The organism is Streptomyces sp. NPDC048696 (assembly GCF_043198895.1).
GTDB lineage: Bacteria > Actinomycetota > Actinomycetes > Streptomycetales > Streptomycetaceae > Streptomyces.
Genome location: NZ_JBICVJ010000014.1, coordinates 115,385 through 134,072 on the forward strand (window position 1 = coordinate 115,385; position 18,688 = coordinate 134,072).

General features: G+C 71.0%; 16 protein-coding genes and 1 tRNA gene. 9 read left to right on the forward strand and 8 right to left on the reverse strand.

Annotated elements, in window-relative coordinates; all coding sequences use genetic code 11:
• The first annotated feature begins 101 nt into the window (after positions 1-101).
• Entirely contained in the window at positions 102-299 is a 198-nt protein-coding gene (locus ACGFRG_RS27395) for a hypothetical protein (protein ID WP_361433909.1), read from the forward strand.
• A 101-nt stretch (positions 300-400) separates the two neighbouring features.
• The gene (locus tag ACGFRG_RS27400) at positions 401-1,135 is read left to right on the forward strand and encodes a DUF6415 family natural product biosynthesis protein (RefSeq protein ID WP_393268144.1); all 735 of its coding nucleotides are present in this window, start codon (positions 401-403) and stop codon (positions 1,133-1,135) included.
• A gap of 71 nt (positions 1,136-1,206) precedes the next feature.
• Here ACGFRG_RS27400 and ACGFRG_RS27405 read toward each other — a convergent pair.
• Positions 1,207-1,279: transfer RNA gene (locus tag ACGFRG_RS27405), tRNA-Arg, on the reverse strand.
• Between the two features lie 495 nt (positions 1,280-1,774).
• On the opposite strand from ACGFRG_RS27405, the gene ACGFRG_RS27410 reads away from it, so the two are divergent.
• Positions 1,775-2,959: a 3-deoxy-7-phosphoheptulonate synthase gene (locus ACGFRG_RS27410; protein ID WP_393268147.1), complete on the forward strand. Its 1,185-nt coding sequence runs from the start codon at positions 1,775-1,777 to the stop codon at positions 2,957-2,959.
• A 21-nt stretch (positions 2,960-2,980) separates the two neighbouring features.
• Entirely contained in the window at positions 2,981-4,759 is a 1,779-nt protein-coding gene (locus ACGFRG_RS27415; protein ID WP_393268150.1) for a class I adenylate-forming enzyme family protein, read from the forward strand.
• Positions 4,760-5,105: 346 nt separating this feature from the next.
• Here the strand turns inward: ACGFRG_RS27415 and ACGFRG_RS27420 are convergent, their stop codons facing one another.
• On the reverse strand, positions 5,106-6,413 hold the full coding sequence (locus ACGFRG_RS27420; RefSeq protein WP_393268255.1) for a M6 family metalloprotease domain-containing protein: 1,308 nt from the start codon (positions 6,411-6,413) through the stop codon (positions 5,106-5,108).
• A 326-nt stretch (positions 6,414-6,739) separates the two neighbouring features.
• Here ACGFRG_RS27420 and ACGFRG_RS27425 point away from each other — a divergent pair, with 326 nt between their 5' ends.
• Both ACGFRG_RS27425 and ACGFRG_RS27430 read left to right on the forward strand, forming a co-directional pair.
• A complete protein-coding gene (locus ACGFRG_RS27425) occupies positions 6,740-7,414 on the forward strand; it encodes a TetR/AcrR family transcriptional regulator (protein WP_393268153.1) in 675 nt (224 codons plus the stop codon).
• Between the two features lie 180 nt (positions 7,415-7,594).
• Positions 7,595-9,121, forward strand: coding sequence for an MFS transporter (locus tag ACGFRG_RS27430; protein ID WP_361427243.1), 1,527 nt, complete (start codon positions 7,595-7,597; stop codon positions 9,119-9,121).
• A gap of 83 nt (positions 9,122-9,204) precedes the next feature.
• Here ACGFRG_RS27430 and ACGFRG_RS27435 read toward each other — a convergent pair whose 3' ends face one another.
• Positions 9,205-9,717, reverse strand: coding sequence for a MarR family winged helix-turn-helix transcriptional regulator (locus ACGFRG_RS27435; protein ID WP_393268155.1), 513 nt, complete (start codon positions 9,715-9,717; stop codon positions 9,205-9,207).
• A gap of 198 nt (positions 9,718-9,915) precedes the next feature.
• Between ACGFRG_RS27435 and ACGFRG_RS27440 the strand changes: the two genes are divergently transcribed.
• Positions 9,916-10,680 carry a dioxygenase gene (locus tag ACGFRG_RS27440; RefSeq protein ID WP_393268258.1) on the forward strand — a complete coding sequence of 255 codons (765 nt, stop codon included), beginning with the start codon at positions 9,916-9,918 and terminating at the stop codon, positions 10,678-10,680.
• A gap of 76 nt (positions 10,681-10,756) precedes the next feature.
• Here the strand turns inward: ACGFRG_RS27440 and ACGFRG_RS27445 are convergent, their stop codons facing one another.
• The gene (locus tag ACGFRG_RS27445; protein WP_361427248.1) at positions 10,757-11,275 is read right to left on the reverse strand and encodes an N-acetyltransferase family protein; all 519 of its coding nucleotides are present in this window, start codon (positions 11,273-11,275) and stop codon (positions 10,757-10,759) included.
• Between the two features lie 148 nt (positions 11,276-11,423).
• Here ACGFRG_RS27445 and ACGFRG_RS27450 point away from each other — a divergent pair, with 148 nt between their 5' ends.
• Positions 11,424-12,446 (forward strand): sigma-70 family RNA polymerase sigma factor, encoded by a 1,023-nt coding sequence (locus tag ACGFRG_RS27450; protein ID WP_361427251.1) that lies wholly within the window; start codon positions 11,424-11,426, stop codon positions 12,444-12,446.
• Between the two features lie 536 nt (positions 12,447-12,982).
• Here the strand turns inward: ACGFRG_RS27450 and ACGFRG_RS27455 are convergent.
• Positions 12,983-13,957 carry a YafY family protein gene (locus ACGFRG_RS27455; protein WP_361427254.1) on the reverse strand — a complete coding sequence of 325 codons (975 nt, stop codon included), beginning with the start codon at positions 13,955-13,957 and terminating at the stop codon, positions 12,983-12,985.
• 61 nt (positions 13,958-14,018) lie between these two features.
• Here ACGFRG_RS27455 and ACGFRG_RS27460 point away from each other — a divergent pair, with 61 nt between their 5' ends.
• Positions 14,019-15,563 carry an MFS transporter gene (locus tag ACGFRG_RS27460; RefSeq protein ID WP_393268160.1) on the forward strand — a complete coding sequence of 515 codons (1,545 nt, stop codon included), beginning with the start codon at positions 14,019-14,021 and terminating at the stop codon, positions 15,561-15,563.
• 92 nt (positions 15,564-15,655) lie between these two features.
• Here the strand turns inward: ACGFRG_RS27460 and ACGFRG_RS27465 are convergent, their stop codons facing one another.
• The 3 genes from ACGFRG_RS27465 to ACGFRG_RS27475 form a co-directional block, all read right to left on the reverse strand.
• Entirely contained in the window at positions 15,656-16,324 is a 669-nt protein-coding gene (locus ACGFRG_RS27465; RefSeq protein WP_361427257.1) for a VC0807 family protein, read from the reverse strand.
• 130 nt (positions 16,325-16,454) lie between these two features.
• Positions 16,455-17,237, reverse strand: coding sequence for a DUF6227 family protein (locus ACGFRG_RS27470; protein WP_393268164.1), 783 nt, complete (start codon positions 17,235-17,237; stop codon positions 16,455-16,457).
• 168 nt (positions 17,238-17,405) lie between these two features.
• Positions 17,406-18,683 carry an Ig-like domain-containing protein gene (locus ACGFRG_RS27475; protein WP_361427263.1) on the reverse strand — a complete coding sequence of 426 codons (1,278 nt, stop codon included), beginning with the start codon at positions 18,681-18,683 and terminating at the stop codon, positions 17,406-17,408.
• Positions 18,684-18,688: the final 5 nt, after the last annotated feature.

Genomic DNA, 18,688 nt, shown 5'->3' on the forward strand with positions numbered 1-18,688 from the left:
TCGGCCTTCGTGAATAACATCGCGCAACTCCGCCAGGTGGTCAAGAAACTTCGAGTAACTCGCGTGGTGTCGATCAACTCACCATCCCTACCTTCCGGTTCATGGCAATGCAGATCAATGCATCGGAGTCTCAGGCGGCAACCGAGCTGCTGAGGGCAGCGCTGAAACGTGCGGGGATCGTTCTCCCGTCGCTGGGTACCGACGACGGATCATCCCTGGGGCTCGTCACCTTGGGGCGCGTGCGCCCCGACGTGGCGGTCCGGCTGGCCGCTCGTCTGGACATGGGGCAGGACGTATGAACGGGGCCGTGGAAACTCAGCGCGCGGTTTCCGATTGGCTCGCGTCCGCGCACCCCACACCTGCGAGGGCGTGGCTGGAGTGGCAGCGGGGTGGCATCGCGATGCTCCCGACGGGCCGGGTCTTCGACACGGTCCGCGTCTCCGCCGCGATCGTCCACGCGGCCGCGCAGAGCGGCGACTCGGGCGCCGTCGGCGCGTACCTCGCCCGCGTACTGGACGGACCCGTCATCCACGACGCCTACGACACGAGCGTCTGGTACTACGCCCTCGTGCCGCCGGGCAGCTGCGCCCACCACCGAGCCCCCGACGCGACACTGCTCGGCCCCGACCCGACCTGGCTCGGCGTCCCCGCCGTGCACCGCACCGCCCGCCCCGGGGTGTACTGGCTGCTCCCGCCCCGCCACCGCGCGGACCACTGCGCACCGGCAGGCGTGGACGAGGTGATCCACCACGGGCGCCACCGCATCACCGAGTGGGGCCCAGGGCCGGGCGGGCCTGACCTGGACACGATCGAGCGGGGCTGCCGAGACCTCCTCGACGGGTCGGCGGACCACGCGCACGACCTGGCCGCCGCGACGGAATCGACCCTGCGCGCCCGCGGCTACCTCATGCTGCTGCTCCCGGTCCTGGAGGACGCCGAGGCACGAATCCCCTCCGACGCTCCCGCACGCAGCCGCGTCCTCCTCGCCGTCACCGACGCGAAGCGCCAACTGGACCTGGCCACACGGGAAGCCAACCCGACCCGCCAGTACGCACACGTACGGCGCCTGGTCGACTGCTGCCACGGTTGCGTCAAGCTCCTGCGCGAGCTCGACGCGCAAGCCCCTGCCCGATGAGTACGACGAAGGGCCGGACCGGGAACACGCCCCGGTCCGGCCCTTCGCCGTACATCACTCGCTGAAGCCTGTGCCCCCGGCAGGATTCGAACCTGCGACACCCGCTTTAGGAGAGCGGTGCTCTATCCCCTGAGCTACGGAGGCGGGGCAACGTGCGGCCGCCGCTGTGGGCAGCCCAGGACAGGGTAGCGGATGGGGGCGGGGGAGCGGGGTGGGCGGGTCGCGGCCCGGGGTGACCGGCCAGCCCCGCTCCGGCCAGCCCCGCTCCGGCCAGCCCCGAGCCGGGGGCCGCCGATCTCGTGGAGGGAGGCCGCCCCGCGCCGCAGACCGCCTCCCCCCAGACGTCACCCGCCCACCCACGCCTCCCCCCCCCGCCCGCCTCGGCGGAAGCGCCGGGCCCAGCGCCCCGCCGACCTGGCGGAACGCGTTGCCGCGGCCGCCGCCATCCCCGCGAGGCGCCGCAGGTGCCCTGACACCCTCACACGCCCGCGCAAGGGCACGAACTCCGTCAAATTCGGGCCGAGAATCCGCCGCAATTTCCGGTACCGGCGGTACGACTTCGGTTTTCCTCGCGCGCTCCGCAAGAGTCGGCAGTCGATGTCCGTGGCGTTGGAGTCGCCCACTCTGGGGGAGCAAAAAGTGACCGGTCTCCGCACATTGCGTACGTACCTCCGCACATTTCCCGCCGCCCAGCAGCCGGACTGGGCAGGCCACCCGGAACTGGAGCGGGTGCGGGAACAGCTCGCCTCGCTGCCGCCGCTCGTCGACGCCGCGGACGTCGACGGGCTGCATGCGCGGCTCGCCGCCGTCGCGGCCGGAAAAGCGCAGGTCATCCAGTCCGGCGACTGCGCCGAGGACTGGGCCGAGACCGGTCACGGCGATGTCGCCCGCAAAGTGGGACTGCTGGAAATGCTGGCCGGGGTCATGAGGATGGCCTCGCACAAGCCGGTCGTACGGGTCGGACGGCTCGCGGGGCAGTACGCCAAGCCGCGTTCGCGGCCGACCGAGAACGTGGGCGGTGTGGAGCTGCCGGTGTATCGGGGGCATATGGTCAATGCCCCGGAGCCCCACCCGGAGTTGCGCCGGCCTGATCCGGCTCGGATGCTGACCGGATATCAATCGGCGTACGCAGTAATGGAGTTGCTGGGGTGGAGTGCTGCCCGGCGCGGTCGGATTCCGTACGACACTCCGGTGTGGACCAGCCATGAGGCGCTGCTGCTCGACTACGAGTCGCCGCTCGTACGCCGCCAGGAGGACGGGCGGCTGCTGCTCACCTCGACCCACTGGCCGTGGATCGGCGAGCGCACCCGTCAGGTGGACGGCGCGCATGTCGCGCTGCTCGCCGCCGTCGCGAACCCGGTGGCCTGCAAGGTCGGCCCGGGTATGACCGCCGGGGACCTGCTCGCCCTGTGCGACGCGCTCGACCCGCTGCGCACGCCCGGACGTCTCACCCTGATCGCCCGCATGGGGGCCGACCGGGTCGGCGAGCGGCTGCCCGGGCTGGTCGCGGCCGTGCGCGCGGCGGGCCATCCGGTCGCCTGGCTGACCGACCCGATGCACGGCAACACCGTCAGCGCGCCCGAGGGGCTCAAGACACGGCTGGTGGACACGGTCGTACGGGAGGTCGTGGAGTTCCACCACGCGGTCACCGCCGCGGGCGGGGTTACGGGCGGGATGCATCTGGAGACCACGCCGGACGCCGTCACCGAGTGCGTCACCGATCCGGAGCGGCTGCACGAGGTCGGCGACAAGTACATGAGCTTCTGCGACCCCCGCCTCAACCCGCGCCAGGCGGTCGCGGTGGCCTCGGCCTGGCTGGGCTGACCTCGTGGGGGCGGGGCGCATATGTTGGGGGTGCGCCGCCCGTATCCGTATCAGCCCTCACAGCCCGTATCCGTATCAGCCCGCACAGGAGGACACCCCGTGCCGCAGCCGCACCCCCCGGCCTCCGCCGAAGCGCTGCTCACCGCGCCCGGAGCGCCCTTCGCCGTGGAGCGCGGGGCGGACGGGGTGCCCGTTTATGTGGCTGGGCCACGGACCTTGCGGGAGTTCGTGGAGGTCACCTGGGCGTACGGGGAGCGGCCGTTTCTGGTGGCGGAGAGCGGGACGTATACATACGCGGAGTTCTTCGCGGCGGCCTCCGCGCTGGCCCGGCGGCTTGTCGGGGTGTACGGGCTGCGGCGCGGCGACCGTGCCGTCGTGGCCATGCGCAATCTGCCCGAGTGGCAGCTGGCCTTCTGGGCCGCGCAGCTGGCGGGGCTCGTGGCGGTGCCGCTGAACGCCTGGTGGGCCGAGGACGAGTTCGCGTACGCGCTCGACGACTGCGCGCCCCGGGTGCTGCTGGTGGACGGGGAGCGGCTGGAGCGGGTCGCGGGGTGGGCGCGCGGGGCCGGGGTCGCGGGCATCGTCTTCGAAGGCGTGGACGGTGAGCTTCCCGAGGGGTTCGAGGCGTACGGGGGCGGGCTGGCGGATCTGCTGGAGCTTGCGGCGGCCGAGCCCGGCGCCGGGCCGCCCGACGTGCCCCTCTCTCCGTCCGACGACGCCACGATCATCTACACCTCCGGCACCACCGGGCGGCCCAAGGGCGCCGTGGCCACGCATCTCGCGCAGGCCGGGGCCGCGCTGAACCCCCGCTTCCACGCCGCCATGTCCGCGCTCGGGCGGGGCGAGGTGCCGGGGCAGGGGGCGGCGCCGGTCTCCCTGGTGACGTATCCGTTCTTCCATGTGGCGGGCTTCAGCGGGTTCTACTCCGTGATGGGGTCGGGCGGCACGCTCGTCATGATGCGCAAGTGGGACGCGCGGCGGGCGCTGGAGCTGATACGCGAGCACAAGGTGACGCACTACGCGGGCGTCCCCACCACGGCACTGCAACTCCTCGACGCGGCGGAGGAGACGGGCGACGCCATGGCGTCGCTGCGGATGTTCAACACCGGTGGGTCCGCCGCGCCGCCCGGGCTTGTGGGGCGGCTCGGCTCGCGGTACGGGGAGCGGATCGAGCCGCGCAACGGGTACGGGCTGACCGAGACGAGCGGGGGAGTGCTGGCCAACTTCGGTGCGGAGTACCGGGGTTGGCCCGACAGCGTGGGGCGGCCCACGCCCACCACCGAGGTGCGGGTCGTCGGCGGCGACGGGCGGGACGTGGCGGACGGCGAGGTGGGCGAGCTGTGGCTGCGCGGTCAGTCGAACATCCGGGGGTACTGGAACGACCCCGGGGCCACCGAACTCGCCTTCGTGGACGGGTGGTTCAGGACCGGGGACCTGGCGGTGGCGCGGTCCGGCCGGGTCTCGGTGGTCGACCGGATCAAGGACATGGTGATCCGGGGCGGGGAGAACGTGTACTGCGTGGAGGTGGAGGCGGCGCTGCACAGCCATCCGGCGGTGCTGGACGCGGCGGTCCTGGGTGTGCCGCACCCCCGGCTGGGGGAGGAGGTGGGGGCGGCGGTCCAGGCGGGGGCTTCCGTGACCCCGGAGGAGCTGCGCACGCACGTGGCCCGCACCCTGGCGGCCTTCAAGGTCCCGGAGCATGTCGTGATCGTGGGGGTGCCGCTGCCGCGGAACGCGACGGGAAAGGTACTGAAGCGCGAGCTCCGAGACTGGTTCTCCCCCACCCCACCCCTTCCCTGAACCCTCCGGGGGTGGGTGGGGGCGAAGGCGGTTCTCCCGGGGGCTTCGCCCCCGGACCCCTTGGCGGGGGCTGCGCCCCCTGCACCCCGCTTCGTTCGGCTGCGGACGGTGCTGGGTTGCTCGCGCAGTTCCCCGCGCCCCTTGGATGGGCCTTTCGGGCCCTCCTGTAGGGGCGCGGGGAACTGCGCGACAAGCCCCCACCGGCCCGCAGCCGACCGACAACCGCCGGAGGCTTTCGGGAAGGGGTGGGGTGGGGAACCAAACCCACGAACACCGGCCCGCAGGCAAATCACCGCACGCGGAAGCAAGGGGCGCGGGGAACCGCGCGGAGAGCCGTACACAAACCTCAGCCCCGCGTCACCCGTACCCGATAATTCCCCAGCTCATCCACCCCCAGCACCGCCACCCGCACACCCCGCTCCCGATCCGTGAAGTGTTCCCCGGGGGCGAAGGGGGCGTCGGAGAGTTCGGCCTGGACGTTGGGGCGGCGGGTGCAGCCGCCGCTGTCCTTGGTGCTGTCGGCGACCGTGATGGGGCCGCGGCCCGTGTCGACGTCCGTGTTGACGCGGTAGATCAGGACGCCGGGCTTGCAGACGGCCTCGTCGTTGCCGGTCCGGGTGCGTACTTCGAGGGCGTAGCCGGACTCGTCCGAGAGCGGGACGAAGACCAGCTTGCGGCCGGTGCCCGGCGCCGAGAGCGGGGTCAGCACGTACTCGCTCGTACCCGGCCGCGACGCGCAGCCGACCTGCGAGTTGTCCACCCAGCCCAGCTTCCACTTGTGCCAGCCGAGCATGTCGTTGTTGGCGCCCCAGTCCTCGGACATGATGTCCCAGTGGCCGACCGCCCCGCCGCCCTCGGGCGTGTACAGGTCGGGCAGCCCGAAGATGTGGCCGTTCTCGTGCGGCAGCACCCGGTACCCGGTCTCGTGGTACGAGCCCGACCCGTCGTCCTGGCGGCTGTAGACGAAGGACGTGTTGGACAGCGGCACGCCGTTCGCCACCGGCGCGTCCTCGTTCCCCGAGAAGGTGACGGACAGGACCGTGTCCAGCGCCGACGGGCCCGCGTTCGGCGTCATCAGGATGTTGACCAGGTCGTACGCGGCGAAGTTCACCCGTGAGCCGGCCGCCGCCACGATGTCCTTGACCAGCCGGTGGTAGCCGGGCTCGTACGGCGCGCCGCGCTCTATCCCGTACGCCGAGAACGCCTGCGGCATCCGCAGCCACTGCGGGATCGGCGCCTCGGGGCGGTAGTCGAGCCGCCCGTACGACGCGGTGCGGAACCACTGCGTGGTCTGCGGGAAGAACTCCGCGTACCGGCTCAGCGCGGGCTGCGGACCCGGCGCGTCCGGGAAGTCGACCATCAGGGTGAGCGCGCGGACCGTGCCGGTGGAGTGCGCGTAGCCGGGCGGGGTCGGCAGGCCCTCCGACATCTGCACGCCCATCGTGGCGCTGATCCGGCACGGCCCGAGCGCCAGGTCGCCGCCGGTCGCCACCGGGCCCGCCGACGCCCGCGAGGGGGCCACGAGCGTGGTGCTGCCGGACGTCATCGAGGCCAGGACCACGGCGGCCAGGGCGGCCCCGGCGAGGGTGCGGCGCCGGCGCGGGTCGCGCGGCCTGCCGGATATCGGGCGGCGGGGCCCGCCGGACTCCTCCATACGTACGTCCATACGCACGCCCGCCTTCGGCCGTCCGGCAGCAGGCCGGTCCCTGACTGCGCTCGTGCGATCACCCTGTGTCGGGCGTGTCGCGGGCGCGCGCTGGGTGGGCCGGGCGTGTGGTTTTCCGATCCGGAGGTTGTGACTCAGGTCACACAAAACTGCCCGGCCGGTCGGAAATAACCGGGGAGCCTTTCCCCGTTTGCACCTGTGTCCCGCCGAAACGGGGAGAGCTTCCCCGCTTCGGAAACGTGTCAGAGCAGCTGCGAGACGTACGAGCAGCTTCGAGACCAGCAGCTTCGAGACTTCGAGAAGGAGTACGCGCCGTGTCCACCGCCACCGCACCCACCGCCGCAGAGCCGCGCCGCGCCCCGCGCCCGCGGGCCGACGCCCTGCGCAACCGGGAGCGGATCATCGCGGCGGCCCGCGAGATGTTCGTCGAGGAGGGCGCCATGGTGCCGCTCGACGAGATCGCGCGGCGCGCGGGCATCGGCAACGCGACCCTCTACCGGCACTTCCCGGACCGCGCCGAGCTGATCACCAGCGTGGTCCTCGCCGTCATGGAACGCGTCGCGGTGGCGGCGGAGACGGCGGCGGCCGAGGAGAGCGACGCCTTCGCCGCGCTGCGCCGGTTCGTGTACGCGGCGGCCGACGAGCGCATCGGTGCCCTGTGCCCGATGCTCTCCGAGGGCTTCGAGCGGAACCTGCCGGAGCTGGAGGCCTCCCGTGACCGCCTGGACGGGGCTGTCACGGACCTCATGGCGCGGGCGCGGCGCAGCGGCCAGTTGCGCGACGACGTCGCCGTGGGCGATCTGATGGTCGCCCTCTCCCAGCTCACCCGGCCGCTGCCGGGCACCGCGTGCCCGAACATCGACCAATTCGTCCGCCGCCATCTGCAGCTGTTCCTCGACGGGCTGCAAGCCCCGGCGCGGTCCGAGCTGCCGGGCACGGCGGCGACCCTCCAGGACCTCAGCCAGATGCAACCGAGCGCTGTCGGGTAACGCGCCAACCGAGTACATCGAGCAACCGCCCGGCAGCGCACCGGACTTCAGCCCCCGCCGCAACACTCGCAGCACCCAAGACTTCCGTACTCACTCCGCAGACCTCCGCAGACCTCCGCAGACCTCCGCAGACTTCAGCACTCCGCTTTCCGCACAACGCGTCCCAAGGTGGCTACACCCATGTCAAAAACAGCCCAGGCCCCGGCTCAGGACCTCGCTCCTGACCCCAGTCGCTGGAAGGCCCTCGCCTTCATCGCGCTCGCCCAGTTGATGGTCGTGCTCGACGCGACGATCGTGAACATCGCCCTGCCCTCGGCCCAGAAGGCCCTGGACATCTCCGACGGCAACAAGCAGTGGGTCATCACGGCCTACGCCCTCGCCTTCGGCGGACTGCTGCTCTTCGGCGGCCGCATAGCCGACCTGTGGGGCCGCAAGCGCACCTTCGTCGTCGGTCTGCTCGGCTTCGCCGCCGCGTCCGCGCTCGGCGGCGCGGCCACCGGCGAGGCCATGCTGCTCGGCTCCCGCGCGCTCCAGGGCGCGTTCGGCGCGCTGCTCGCGCCCGCCGCGCTCTCCCTGCTCGCGGTGATGTTCACCGACGCCAAGGAGCGCGCCAAGGCGTTCGGCATCTACGGCGCGATCGCCGGTGGCGGCGGCGCCGTGGGCCTGATCCTCGGCGGCTTCCTCACCGAGTACCTGAACTGGCGCTGGACGTTCTTCGTCAACATCCCGTTCGCGATCATCGCGGCCGCCGGTGCCTACTTCGTCATCCGTGAGCCCTCGGGCACCCGCAACCGCTCGCCCCTGGACGTCCCGGGCGTGGTCCTGTCCACCCTCGGCCTGGTCGCGCTCGTCTACGGCTTCACCCGCGCCGAGTCGGCCGGCTGGTCCGACACGCTGACCGTGTCCATGTTCGTCGCCGCGGCCGTGCTGCTGCTCGCGTTCGTGGCCACCGAGGCCAAGGTCAAGCACCCGCTGCTGCCGCTGCGCGTCGTCACCAACCGCAACCGGGGCGGGGTCTACCTCTCCCTGGGCCTCGCGATCATCGCGATGTTCGGCCTCTTCCTCTTCCTGACGTACTACCTCCAGGTCGTGAAGGGCTACTCGCCGGTCAAGACCGGCTTCGCGTTCCTGCCGATGATCGCGGGCATGATCACCGGCTCCACCCAGATCGGCGCCCGGCTGATGACCCGGGTCCCGCCGCGCCTGCTGATGGGCCCCGGCTTCCTGACCGCCGGCGTCGGCATGCTGATCCTGACCCAGCTGAAGATGGACACCTCGTACGCCGGGCTGATCCTGCCGGCGCAGATCCTGCTGGGTCTCGGCATGGGCACGGCCTTCATGCCCGCGATGTCGCTGGCCACCATCGGGGTCCAGCCGCGTGACGCGGGTGTCGCCTCCGCGATGGTCAACACCTCGCAGCAGGTCGGCGGCGCCATCGGCACCGCTCTCCTGAACACCATCGCGGCCTCGGCCACCACCGCGTACGTCACCTCGCACGCCGCCACCGCCAAGAGCGTGGAGCTCCTGAAGCTCCAGGCGATGGTGCACGGCTTCACCAGTGCCATCTGGTGGGCGGTCGGCATCCTGTTCCTCGCCTCGGCGATCGCGGTCACGCTGATCACCACGGGCAGCCCGGGCGCCGGCCCGGTCTCCGGCGAGGGCGACGCCGTCGAGGACGAGGTCCGCATCCCGGTGGTCGCCCACTGAGACAGGCCCTCGGGCCCATGGGCCCGCCACCTTGGTACGTACGGTGCGTACGTACGTAACGCACCGCGACCTGCCCTGGTTCCTCAACGGAGCCAGGGCAGGTCCGCGTTCGCGTCCTTGGGCTGAAGGCCCTCGGCGATCAGGCGCATGATCTGGCCCAGCTGCTCGGCCTGTTCGGGGGTGAGCCGGTCGAACATCGCCTGGCGCACGGCGGCGACATGGCCGGGCGCGGTGCGCTCCACCACCGCGAACCCCTCGTCGGTGAGCGCCGCGAACTGGCCGCGCTTGTCCGAGGGGCAGTCCTCGCGGCGCACCCAGCCGTTCTTCTCCAGGCGGGCGATCGCGTGCGAGAGGCGGGACCGGGTGATCTTGGCGCCGATGGCCAGCTCGGTCATCCGCAGCCGCCGCCGGGGCGCCTCGGAGAGCTGGATGAGCAGCCCGTAGTAGATGTGCGGCATTCCCGCGTCACGCTGGAGCTGGCGGTCCAGATGGTCTTCGAGGAGCGTGGTGGCATGGAGGTAGGCGCGCCAGGTGCGCTGCTCGTCGTCGGTGAGCCAGCGCGGCTCCTCGGCGGGGGTGGTGGTCATGGACTCCACTGTACGACTACTCCTTGAAAGTTGAACTAGATGGAGATAATCTCGACGCCAATAGAAACTTTAGAGTTCAAGTAGATCTCTTCACGGCCAGTAGACAGGGAGTCCGCCATGACCGCCACCTCCGCAGTCGACCCCGGCGCGACCCGTGACACCTCCGTCGCCGCCCACGCGGGCGGACCGGGCGGCGACGCGGGGCGGATGCCCGCCCTCTACCTCTCGCACGGCGCCCCGCCGCTCGCCGACGACGCCCTGTGGCCCGGCCAGCTCGCCGCCTGGTCCGCCGCGCTGCCGAAGCCGAAGGCGATCCTGATGGTCTCCGCTCACTGGGAGGAGGCCCCGCTCGCGCTCGGCGCCGTTGAGACCGTCCCGCTGGTGTACGACTTCTGGGGTTTCCCGGAGCACTATTACCAGGTCACGTACGCGGCTCCCGGCGCCCCGGAACTCGCCGACAGTGTACGGAAGTTGCTGCGCGGCGCAGGAACGCCGGTCCAGGACATCGCGGACCGCGGCCTCGACCACGGCGCGTACGTCCCGCTGGTGGAGATGTTCCCGGCGGCCGACATCCCGGTCCTGCAGATCTCCCTGCCCACGCTCGACCCCCAGAAGCTGATGGCGATCGGCCGCAAGCTCGCGCCGCTGCGCGACGAGGGCGTACTGATCGTCGGCAGCGGCTTCTTCACCCACAACCTGGCCGCGCTGCGCCACCAGGGAGGCGTGCCCGCCTGGTCGGCCGAGTTCGACGACTGGGGCGCGCGGGCGCTGGCGGCGGCCGACGTGGACGCCCTGCTCGACTTCGCGCACAAGTCCCCGGCCGGACGCCTCGCCCACCCCAGGACCGAGCACTTCGCCCCGCTCTTCGTGGCGCTCGGCGCATCGGACGCGTACGGCGAACTGGACGCCCAGCGCAGCGTCATCGAGGGCTTCTGGATGGGCCTGGCGAAGCGCTCGGTGCAGTTCGGCTGACGCGCGCATGAGGCAACCGCAGGCACCGGCCCGTACCTCGTAAGAGGTACGGGCCGAAGTCCCTTTGCGCTACGGCCTAAAGCTCCTTCTCGTACCAGGCGACGTCCCAGTAGCGGTCGAACTTGCGGCCCACTTCCCGGTAGGTGCCGACGTACGCGAAGCCGAAGCGGGCGTGCAGGCGCGCCGAGGCCTCGTTGGGGAGCGTCATGCCCGCGTACGCGCGGTGGACGTCCTCCTTGCGCAGGGCCTCGAAGAGCGCGTCGTAGAGCAGCGAGCCGACGCCGCGCCCTGCGGCGTCGGGCGCGAGGTAGACGCTGGTCTCGACCGAGGTCGAGTACGCGGCCTTCGGCCGGAAGGGGCTGCTCGTCGCGTATCCGAGAATCCGGGCAGTCTGGACATCCTGAGCAACCAGAAGGCGGTGTGGGCCGTCTTCAGGATGGGAGCGCAGCCACGAAAGACGCTCCTGCGGGGTGAAGGCGACCATGTCGAATGTGATGGCGGTCTCACGGATGTAGTGATTGTAGATCTCCGTGAGGGCCGTTATGTCGGCCTCGACACCGGCCCTGACCTGCACCTCTGTACGTCCTTGCGGCATCCGTCCTCCGTCCGTGGCGGCACAGGGTACTGCATGATCACGAAAATCGATGGGCGGGACGGGAATTCTGTCCGGATTCCAGCCGTTGTTTCCATCGGATGCAGGGCACCCGCGAGGGTGTCGCGACCTACACAGCAAGGGAGCACGCATGGCAACCCGCGCCGTCGCCCGCAGTCGGTCCGCCAGCAGCGGATCCGAGTCTGGGAGCAGTGTTCGCGCCGTCAGCGGGGAGATCGCCGACCGCGACCTGGTCGGGATGTACCTCGACGAGATCGCGCGCACGCCGCTGCTCGACGCCGCCAAGGAGGTCGAGCTCTCCCAGATCATCGAGGCCGGTGTGTACGCACGCCAGATCCTCGACGGCGCTGTGACATCAGCCGTTGTCACGGCGGGGGAGAGCAAGGCCGGTGGCGCCAGCCCCGAGGAGCTTCAGGCGCTCGTCGCCGAGAGCGAGCGCGCCAAGGACCTCTTCATCCGTTCCAACCTCCGCCTCGTGGTCGCCGTGGCCCGGCGCTACCCGAGGGCGGGCCTGCCCCTGCTCGACCTGATCCAGGAGGGCAACGCGGGCCTGGTGCGCGCGGTCGAGAAGTTCGACTACGCGAAGGGCTTCAAGTTCTCCACGTACGCGACGTGGTGGATCCGCCAGGCCATCACGCGCTCGATAGCGGACCAGTCCCGTACGATCCGGCTGCCCGTCCACCTGGTGGAGGAGCTGGGCCGGATCCGCCGGGTGCAGCGCGAGTTCAACCGGGAGAACGGCCGCGAGCCCGAGCCGGCCGAGGTCGCCGCGGAGCTGGGCTCCACGCCGGAGCGGGTCATCGACGTCCTGGACTGGGCGCGCGACCCGGTCTCGCTCAACATGTCGGTCGACGACCAGGGCGAGACGCAGTTCGGCGACCTCCTGGAGGACACCTCGGCGATCTCCCCCGAGCAGTCCGTCCTCACGCTGCTGCGCAGCGAGGAACTGGACGACCTGATCGGCAAGCTGGACCAGCGCACCGCCTCGATCATCAAGATGCGCTACGGAATCGTCGACGGCCGCGAACGCACGCTGACGGAGGTGGGCAAGGAACACGGCCTCACCCGCGAACGAATCCGCCAGATCGAAAAGCACGCGCTGCTGGAACTGAAGAAGATGGCCAGGGACACGGGCTTCGACGCGGCGGCGTAAGGGGGCCGCAGGCCCCTTTGAGGGGCGCGGGGCTGCGACATTCGCGGCTCCGCCGCGATGGGGGTCCCCCCTGTTCGAGCGGAGCCGAGAACTTGGGGGAGCGACCAGCCACGCACGGACCCGCCCCCGAAGGGCTTTTGGGGGCGCGGGGCTGCGACATTTGCGGCTCCGCCGCGTGGGCGCGACCAGCCCCCACCGGCCCGCACCCGAAAACGCGCCTCCCAGGACGGCCGCGGTCCCGGGCGCGCGTTCAGGGGCGCGGGGAACTGCGCGACCAGCCCCCACCGGCCCGCACCCGAAAACGTGCCCCCCGGAACCCCGCTCCGCCCCCCCCCGAGCCGCCCGGCGAGGGCTTTAGGGAAGGGGCGGGGAGGGGCAAAAGCCCGCCGCAGGCGCCCCAGACCCGCACCCACCCATCCCCCCCAAGACGAGCCCCCGGCACCCTCCCCCCCCCGGTGCCGGGGGCTCCCCCGCGCCCAGGAGGGCCGGGGCGGGGCCCGGGGCCAAGGCCCCGGAACTACAACGGGGCCCCGGAACTACAACGGCCCCGCCGCCCGAGACAGCCGCGCCCCCAACTCCGCCAGATAAGAAGCCATGGCCACCGGCTGAGCCACCACGAACTCGCAGTCCACCAGCGCCAGCCGAATCGCCAGCCACTCCGGCGAGTCGGCGACCCGCACCCGCAGCCGGCACCGCGACTCGCCCAGCGCCTCCGGCACCCCCATCGACCCGGGCAGCCGAGCCGTCACGAAGTCGGCCGGCGCCTCGAACGTCACATCCAGATCGACCGTCGGCTGCATCCGGGCCAGCGACCGGCTCACGAACTCCGCCGGGTCGCGCGCGGGCAGCTCCCGTGGCGCGAACCGCGCCCCCGTGGCGAACGGATCGGCCACCCGGTCGACCCGGAACGTACGCCAGTCCTCGCGCTCCACGTCGTACGCGACGAGGTACCACCGCCGCCCCGTCGACACCAGCCGGTACGGCTCGACCTGGCGGTGCGACTCGCTGCCGTCGCCCTTGCGGTACGCGAACCGCAGCCGCTCGTGCCCGGTGACCGCCGACGCCATCACGGTCAGCGTGTGCGGGTCGACGGTCGCGCTGTCCCCGCCCCACCCCCCGGTCAGCGGCATCGTCGCGGCCTGGAGCGTGGCGACCCGGTGGCGCAGCCGGGACGGCAGCACCTGCTCCAGCTTGGCGAGCGCCCGTACGGACGCCTCCTCCACCCCGTCGACCGCGTGCCCCGCGCCCGCCCGCAGCCCGACCGCGATCGCCACCGCCTCCTCGTCGTCGAGGACCAGCGGAGGCATCGCCTTCCCCGCGACCAGCCGGTACCCGCCGTCCGCGCCCAGCGTCGCCTGGACCGGATAGCCGAGCTCGCGCAGCCGGTCGATGTCCCGGCGGACGGTGCGCCGCGAGACGCCGAGCCGGTCCGCGAGTTCGCCGCCGGGCCACTCGCGGGGCGTCTGGAGCAGGGAGAGGAGCTGGAGCAGCCGAGCCGGGGTGTCCGTCATGGATCCAGGGTCCCAAAAATTAGGACGCGATCTGGCCTATATAGGGTCTAGCTTTCTTCTCATGACCTCCACAACGACCAGTCCCCCAGAAGACGCGACCTCGGCCGCCGGCACGGCGGCAGCCGCGACCGACCGCCGCCGGTGGTTCGCCCTGGCCATCGTGATGACCGCGGCCTTCATGGACCTGGTCGACGTCACGATCGTCAACGTTGCCATCCCCTCGATCCAGAAGGACACCGGGGCGACCTTCGCCTCGATCCAGTGGATCACCGCCGGGTACGCGCTGGCCTTCGCCGCAGGGCTCATCACCGGTGGCCGCCTCGGCGACATCCACGGCCGCAAGAAGCTGTTCCTCATAGGCATGACCGGCTTCACCATCGCCTCCGCGCTGTGCGGCTTCGCCGCCAACCCGGAGATGCTGGTCGCCTCCCGCATCCTCCAGGGCGCCATGGCCTCCCTGATGGTGCCGCAGGTGCTCTCGATCATCCACGCGACCTTCCCGGCGGAGGAGCGCGGCAAGGTGTTCGGCATGTTCGGCGCGGTCATCGGCCTGGGCGCGGTCTCCGGGCCGATCCTGGGCGCGCTGCTGACCGAGTGGAACCTGTTCGGTCTCGAATGGCGCCCGATCTTCCTGATCAACCTGCCGGTCGGCATCGCCGGTCTGATCCTGGGTGCCAGGTTCATCAGCGAGTCGAAGGCGCCGAAGGCCCTGAAGCTCGACCTCGTGGGCGTCGCGCTTGTCACCCTCGGCCTGCTGATGCTGCTCTACCCGCTGACCCGCGGCCGCGAGCTGGGCTGGCCGCTGTGGGGCTATCTGTCGATGGTGGGCAGCCTGGTCGTCTTCGGCGCGCTCGTGGCGTACGAGCGGGTCAAGGCGCGCCGGGACGGCTCGCCGCTGGTGGAGCTCTCGCTGTTCCGGGTGAAGAGCTTCGCGGCGGGCATCGCGGTGCAGCTGACGTTCGGCATCGTGATGGGCATCTTCTTCCTGGTCTGGACGCTGTACATGCAGATCGGCCTGGGCTGGAGCGCGCTGCGCGCGGGCCTGACGGGCATCCCGTTCTCGATCGCGATGTCGGCCGCGGCCGGTATGTCGGTCCAGGCGCTGGTGCCCAGGTTCGGCCGCAAGGTGCTCCAGGCGGGCGCGCTGATCACCGCCCTCGGCATGCTGGTCTACATCTGGGAGGCGCACCACTTCGGTACGGACATCGCCCCCTGGCAGATGGCGCTGCCGCTGGTGGTGCTCGGTATCGGCATGGGCCTGATCGTCGCCCCGCTCACCGACGCGGTCCTCTCCGAGGTCCCGCAGGAGCACGCGGGTTCGGCGTCCGGCCTGATCAACACGGTCCAGCAGATGGGCAACGCGCTGGGTCTCGGCCTGGTGTCGGTGGTCTTCTTCGGCTCGATCAGCGACAACCTGGCGCTCTCCGACATAGGCCCGGCGTTCTCCACCGCGTTCCAGCACTCGCTGTGGGTCGTGGCCGGGGTCTGCGCGGTGATCTTCATCGGCATGTTCCTGCTCCCGGCCAAGCCGAAGCAGCACCTGGAGGGCGGCGCCTCGGACGAGGTGCCCGCGGACGCCCCGAAGGAGCCCGCGCTGACGCCGTGAGGTGACCAGCGCACGGGGAACGTGAACGGCGGTCCGGAGGCCAACTGTGGCCCCCGGACCGCCGTTTCGTTTCTGCCGCCGTGTCGTCCGGATCAGGCGGCCGTGGCCGCCGCCTCGCGCTCCGCCTGCTCCATCCGGGCCCGGCCCTTCTTGCCCGTACGGATCGTGTAGAACATCAGGCCGCCGAGGACCGCGAACGGGAGGGCGTTCGAGACGCCGACCATCGTGTCCGTGTCGAGCACGTACACCAGCGCTGCCTTCAGGCTCGCCTCGGCCAGGAACGCGACACCCCAGATCACGGTCAGTTTGCGCTGTGTCCGGCGGAAGCCCGGGTACTGGTCCCACATCGCGTTCCACTTCGCCACGCCCTCGCGCGTGCCGTCCGTGCCGAACTTGCGGCCGAAGTAGAAGATCAGCGGCCGCTTGAGCGTGAGGCTGAACAGGAACGCGAGGCCGAGCAGTCCGGTCAGCGCCGAGTCCTTCAGGAACAGCAGCTTCGCGCTGTTGTACGCGAGCGCGCTCACCGCGCTGAGCAGCAGCGTGATCAGGATCATCATGCCGAACTCGTCGACGCGCCGGTGGAGCGCGAAGTACAGACCTATCTCGGCCACCGGCCACGCCGAGATGAGTAGCAGCGCGGGCACCTCGCTCATCCCGTGATCGGTGAGCATCCCGTAGGTGATCCACGGTAGGACGACGCTGAACAGAATCGTCGGACCCCATGTGAGCAGCGTTGTTCTGGCACTACCGGCACTGGACATGCCGAACTCCCTTTCCCCCGCCGACCGGTCGTGGTCGGATCGGCGGAAGCATAGAGAGCGAAAGGGGGTTGGCGGAAATTGAACCCCGGAAGGCCGCGAGCAGTTCCCGTCCAGCTGTGCTGACGTCGCGTCATGAGACGTGCGCGCGGCGTTCCATCGCCGTGCGCGCCGCTTCCTGCGACGCGTACACCTCGCACATGTGGCTGCCGTCCGGCGTCGCCGTGTGCTCGACTTCCCACAGGCTCAGCTCGGTGCCGTCGAGCAGCAGGAACGCGTGCTCGTAGAGGATGACGCCGCCGTCCCGCCGGTCCGTGCGGCCCTGGCCGCCGAGCGCGCGGGTGATCTGGTGGGCGAGGGCGCCGCGCAGCAGGCGGGCGACCGGCTCGCCGGGGCGGTCCGGGTTCTCGGCGCGGCGCAGCAGCCGGCGCGCGTGGTCGGCCGACTCGTCCGGTACGTACATCCGCGTCGCCCCGGAGGACTCCACCGGCGCGAGGTCGCTCAGGGGATCCGGGCCGTGCCAGCCGTCCAGGCCGTCCACGCCGTCCAGTTCGCCCAGGTAGCTCAGATATCCCAGCGGCCCCAGGCCCGACGGCGCGCCCAGCCGGGCCGCCGCCAGCTTCGCGCTCTCCTCGTCCGCGTACAGCTCGTTGCCCCGCTGGTGGACGAGCTCCCAGAGGGTGACCGTGGTGCCGTCGAGCAGCAGGTACGTGTGGCGGTACGTCTCGCGGCTGAGCCCCGGTCGGCCGGGGCCGCCCGAGACGTGCAGCGAGGAATGGAGCGACGTGGTGTGCGCGAGGGCGGAGTCGAGGCTGTCGACCAACTCGTCCGGCAGCTCGAAGGAGTTCAGTGCGCGGCCGAGCAGACCGGCGACGTGCTCCTCGGCTGTTTCGTACTCGCACTCGTTGGGAACCAAGGCGTCTCCCCGCCGTAGCTGTTCGTCACGTAGAGGGTGCTCAACGTAGCCCCTGCGCGCGTTTCGCGCAGGGGGCATGGCCGAAACATTCTCATCGGCTTGGAACGGAAACGGGCGGCGGTCCGGGGTCGTTCCCGGACCACCGCCCGCGGCGGGGCGCCGCGCCGACTAGGCCGCGCTGCCCGCCTGCCACTCGCTCCAGCCCATGTTCCAGCCGTTCAGGCCGTTGTCGGGGGCGATGGTCTTGTCGGGCGAGCCCTTGACCGTCACCACGTCGCCGATGAGCGTGTGGTCGAAGAACCACTTGGCGGGGGTGTCGCCCTGGGCTCCCTGGACGTCCCGCAGGCCCACGCACCCGTGGCTTGTTCCCTCGTTGCCGAACGGGTCGCCCTTGTACCAGTAGTTGCCGTGGATGAAGGTCCCCGACTCGGACAGGCGCATCGCGTGCGGCACGTCCTTGATGTCGTACTCGCCGCCGAAGTTGACCGTGGCGCCGTTCATCCGCGTCTCGGTGAACTTCTCGGAGATCACCATCTGGCCGTTGTACGTGGTGTGTTCGGAGCTGCCCGTCGAGACCGGGATGGTCTTGATCGTCTTGCCGTCCTGCTGGACGGTCATCTGCTGCGTCTTGGCGTCGACCGTGGAGACCTGGTTGCGGCCGATGGTGAAGGTGACCGTCTTGGACTGGACGCCGTAGACGCCGTTGGCGCCCTGCACCCCGTCCAGCGCGATCTTCATCGTCACCTTCGACCCGGCCTTCCAGTAGTCCTTCGGCCGGAAGTCGAGGCGGTCGGCGCCGAACCAGTGGCCGACCACCTGCTGGCCGCTGCTGGAGCTGACCGTGATGTGCGACTGGACGGCCTTCTTGTCCGTGATCGACTTGTCGAAGTTGAACGAGACCGGCATGCCGACGCCGACCGTGGAGCCGTCGTCCGGCGTGTAGGTGCCGATGAAGCTGTTCTTCGTGGTCACCGTGGTGAAGGAGGAGTTCTCGGTCGCGGGGCGGCCCTTGTCGTCCTTGCCGGTCGCCATGATCTTGTACTGGGTGCCCCGGTCCAGCTTCGCGGTGGGCTTCCAGGACAGCCCGTCGGCGGCGAGCGCGCCCGCTATGGCCTTGTTGGTCTGCGCCTCGACCATGGTGACCTGGGTGAGCTTGCCGCCCTGGGCGGTGACCGAGGTGCCGTTGATGCCCGCGTTGGACGAGCCGTTCTTCGCGGAGATCGTGATCTTCAGGGTGGAGGCGTCCTTGGCGGCCGAGGCGTCCGAGCCCTTCTTGTCGTCCTTCCCGGCGCCCGACGCGCTGCCGCCGCAGGCGGTCAGGGTCAGGGCGCCGAGCAGCAGCGCGGAGACGCCGGCCAGCGCCCTGCGCCGGTTGGTGCGCCGAAGCTGCGGGGTGCGGGGCTGCGGCTGCGCGGCGGTGTCCGGCGAGATCACGGGCTGCTCCATCTGTG

Excerpts from the sequence above, each read along its gene's own strand:
- ACGFRG_RS27465 (WP_361427257.1), bottom strand. The coding sequence starts at position 16,324 with ATGTCCAGTGCCGGTAGTGCCAGAACAACGCTGCTCACATGGGGTCCG.
- ACGFRG_RS27440 (WP_393268258.1), top strand. The coding sequence starts at position 9,916 with ATGCCCGCCCTCTACCTCTCGCACGGCGCCCCGCCGCTCGCCGACGAC.
- ACGFRG_RS27430 (WP_361427243.1), top strand. The coding sequence starts at position 7,595 with ATGTCAAAAACAGCCCAGGCCCCGGCTCAGGACCTCGCTCCTGACCCC.
- ACGFRG_RS27395 (WP_361433909.1), top strand. The coding sequence starts at position 102 with ATGGCAATGCAGATCAATGCATCGGAGTCTCAGGCGGCAACCGAGCTG.
- ACGFRG_RS27415 (WP_393268150.1), top strand. The coding sequence starts at position 2,981 with ATGTTGGGGGTGCGCCGCCCGTATCCGTATCAGCCCTCACAGCCCGTA.
- ACGFRG_RS27445 (WP_361427248.1), bottom strand. The coding sequence starts at position 11,275 with ATGCCGCAAGGACGTACAGAGGTGCAGGTCAGGGCCGGTGTCGAGGCC.
- ACGFRG_RS27460 (WP_393268160.1), top strand. The coding sequence starts at position 14,019 with ATGACCTCCACAACGACCAGTCCCCCAGAAGACGCGACCTCGGCCGCC.
- ACGFRG_RS27400 (WP_393268144.1), top strand. The coding sequence starts at position 401 with ATGCTCCCGACGGGCCGGGTCTTCGACACGGTCCGCGTCTCCGCCGCG.
- ACGFRG_RS27450 (WP_361427251.1), top strand. The coding sequence starts at position 11,424 with ATGGCAACCCGCGCCGTCGCCCGCAGTCGGTCCGCCAGCAGCGGATCC.
- ACGFRG_RS27420 (WP_393268255.1), bottom strand. The coding sequence starts at position 6,413 with ATGGAGGAGTCCGGCGGGCCCCGCCGCCCGATATCCGGCAGGCCGCGC.
- ACGFRG_RS27455 (WP_361427254.1), bottom strand. The coding sequence starts at position 13,957 with ATGACGGACACCCCGGCTCGGCTGCTCCAGCTCCTCTCCCTGCTCCAG.
- ACGFRG_RS27475 (WP_361427263.1), bottom strand. The coding sequence starts at position 18,683 with ATGGAGCAGCCCGTGATCTCGCCGGACACCGCCGCGCAGCCGCAGCCC.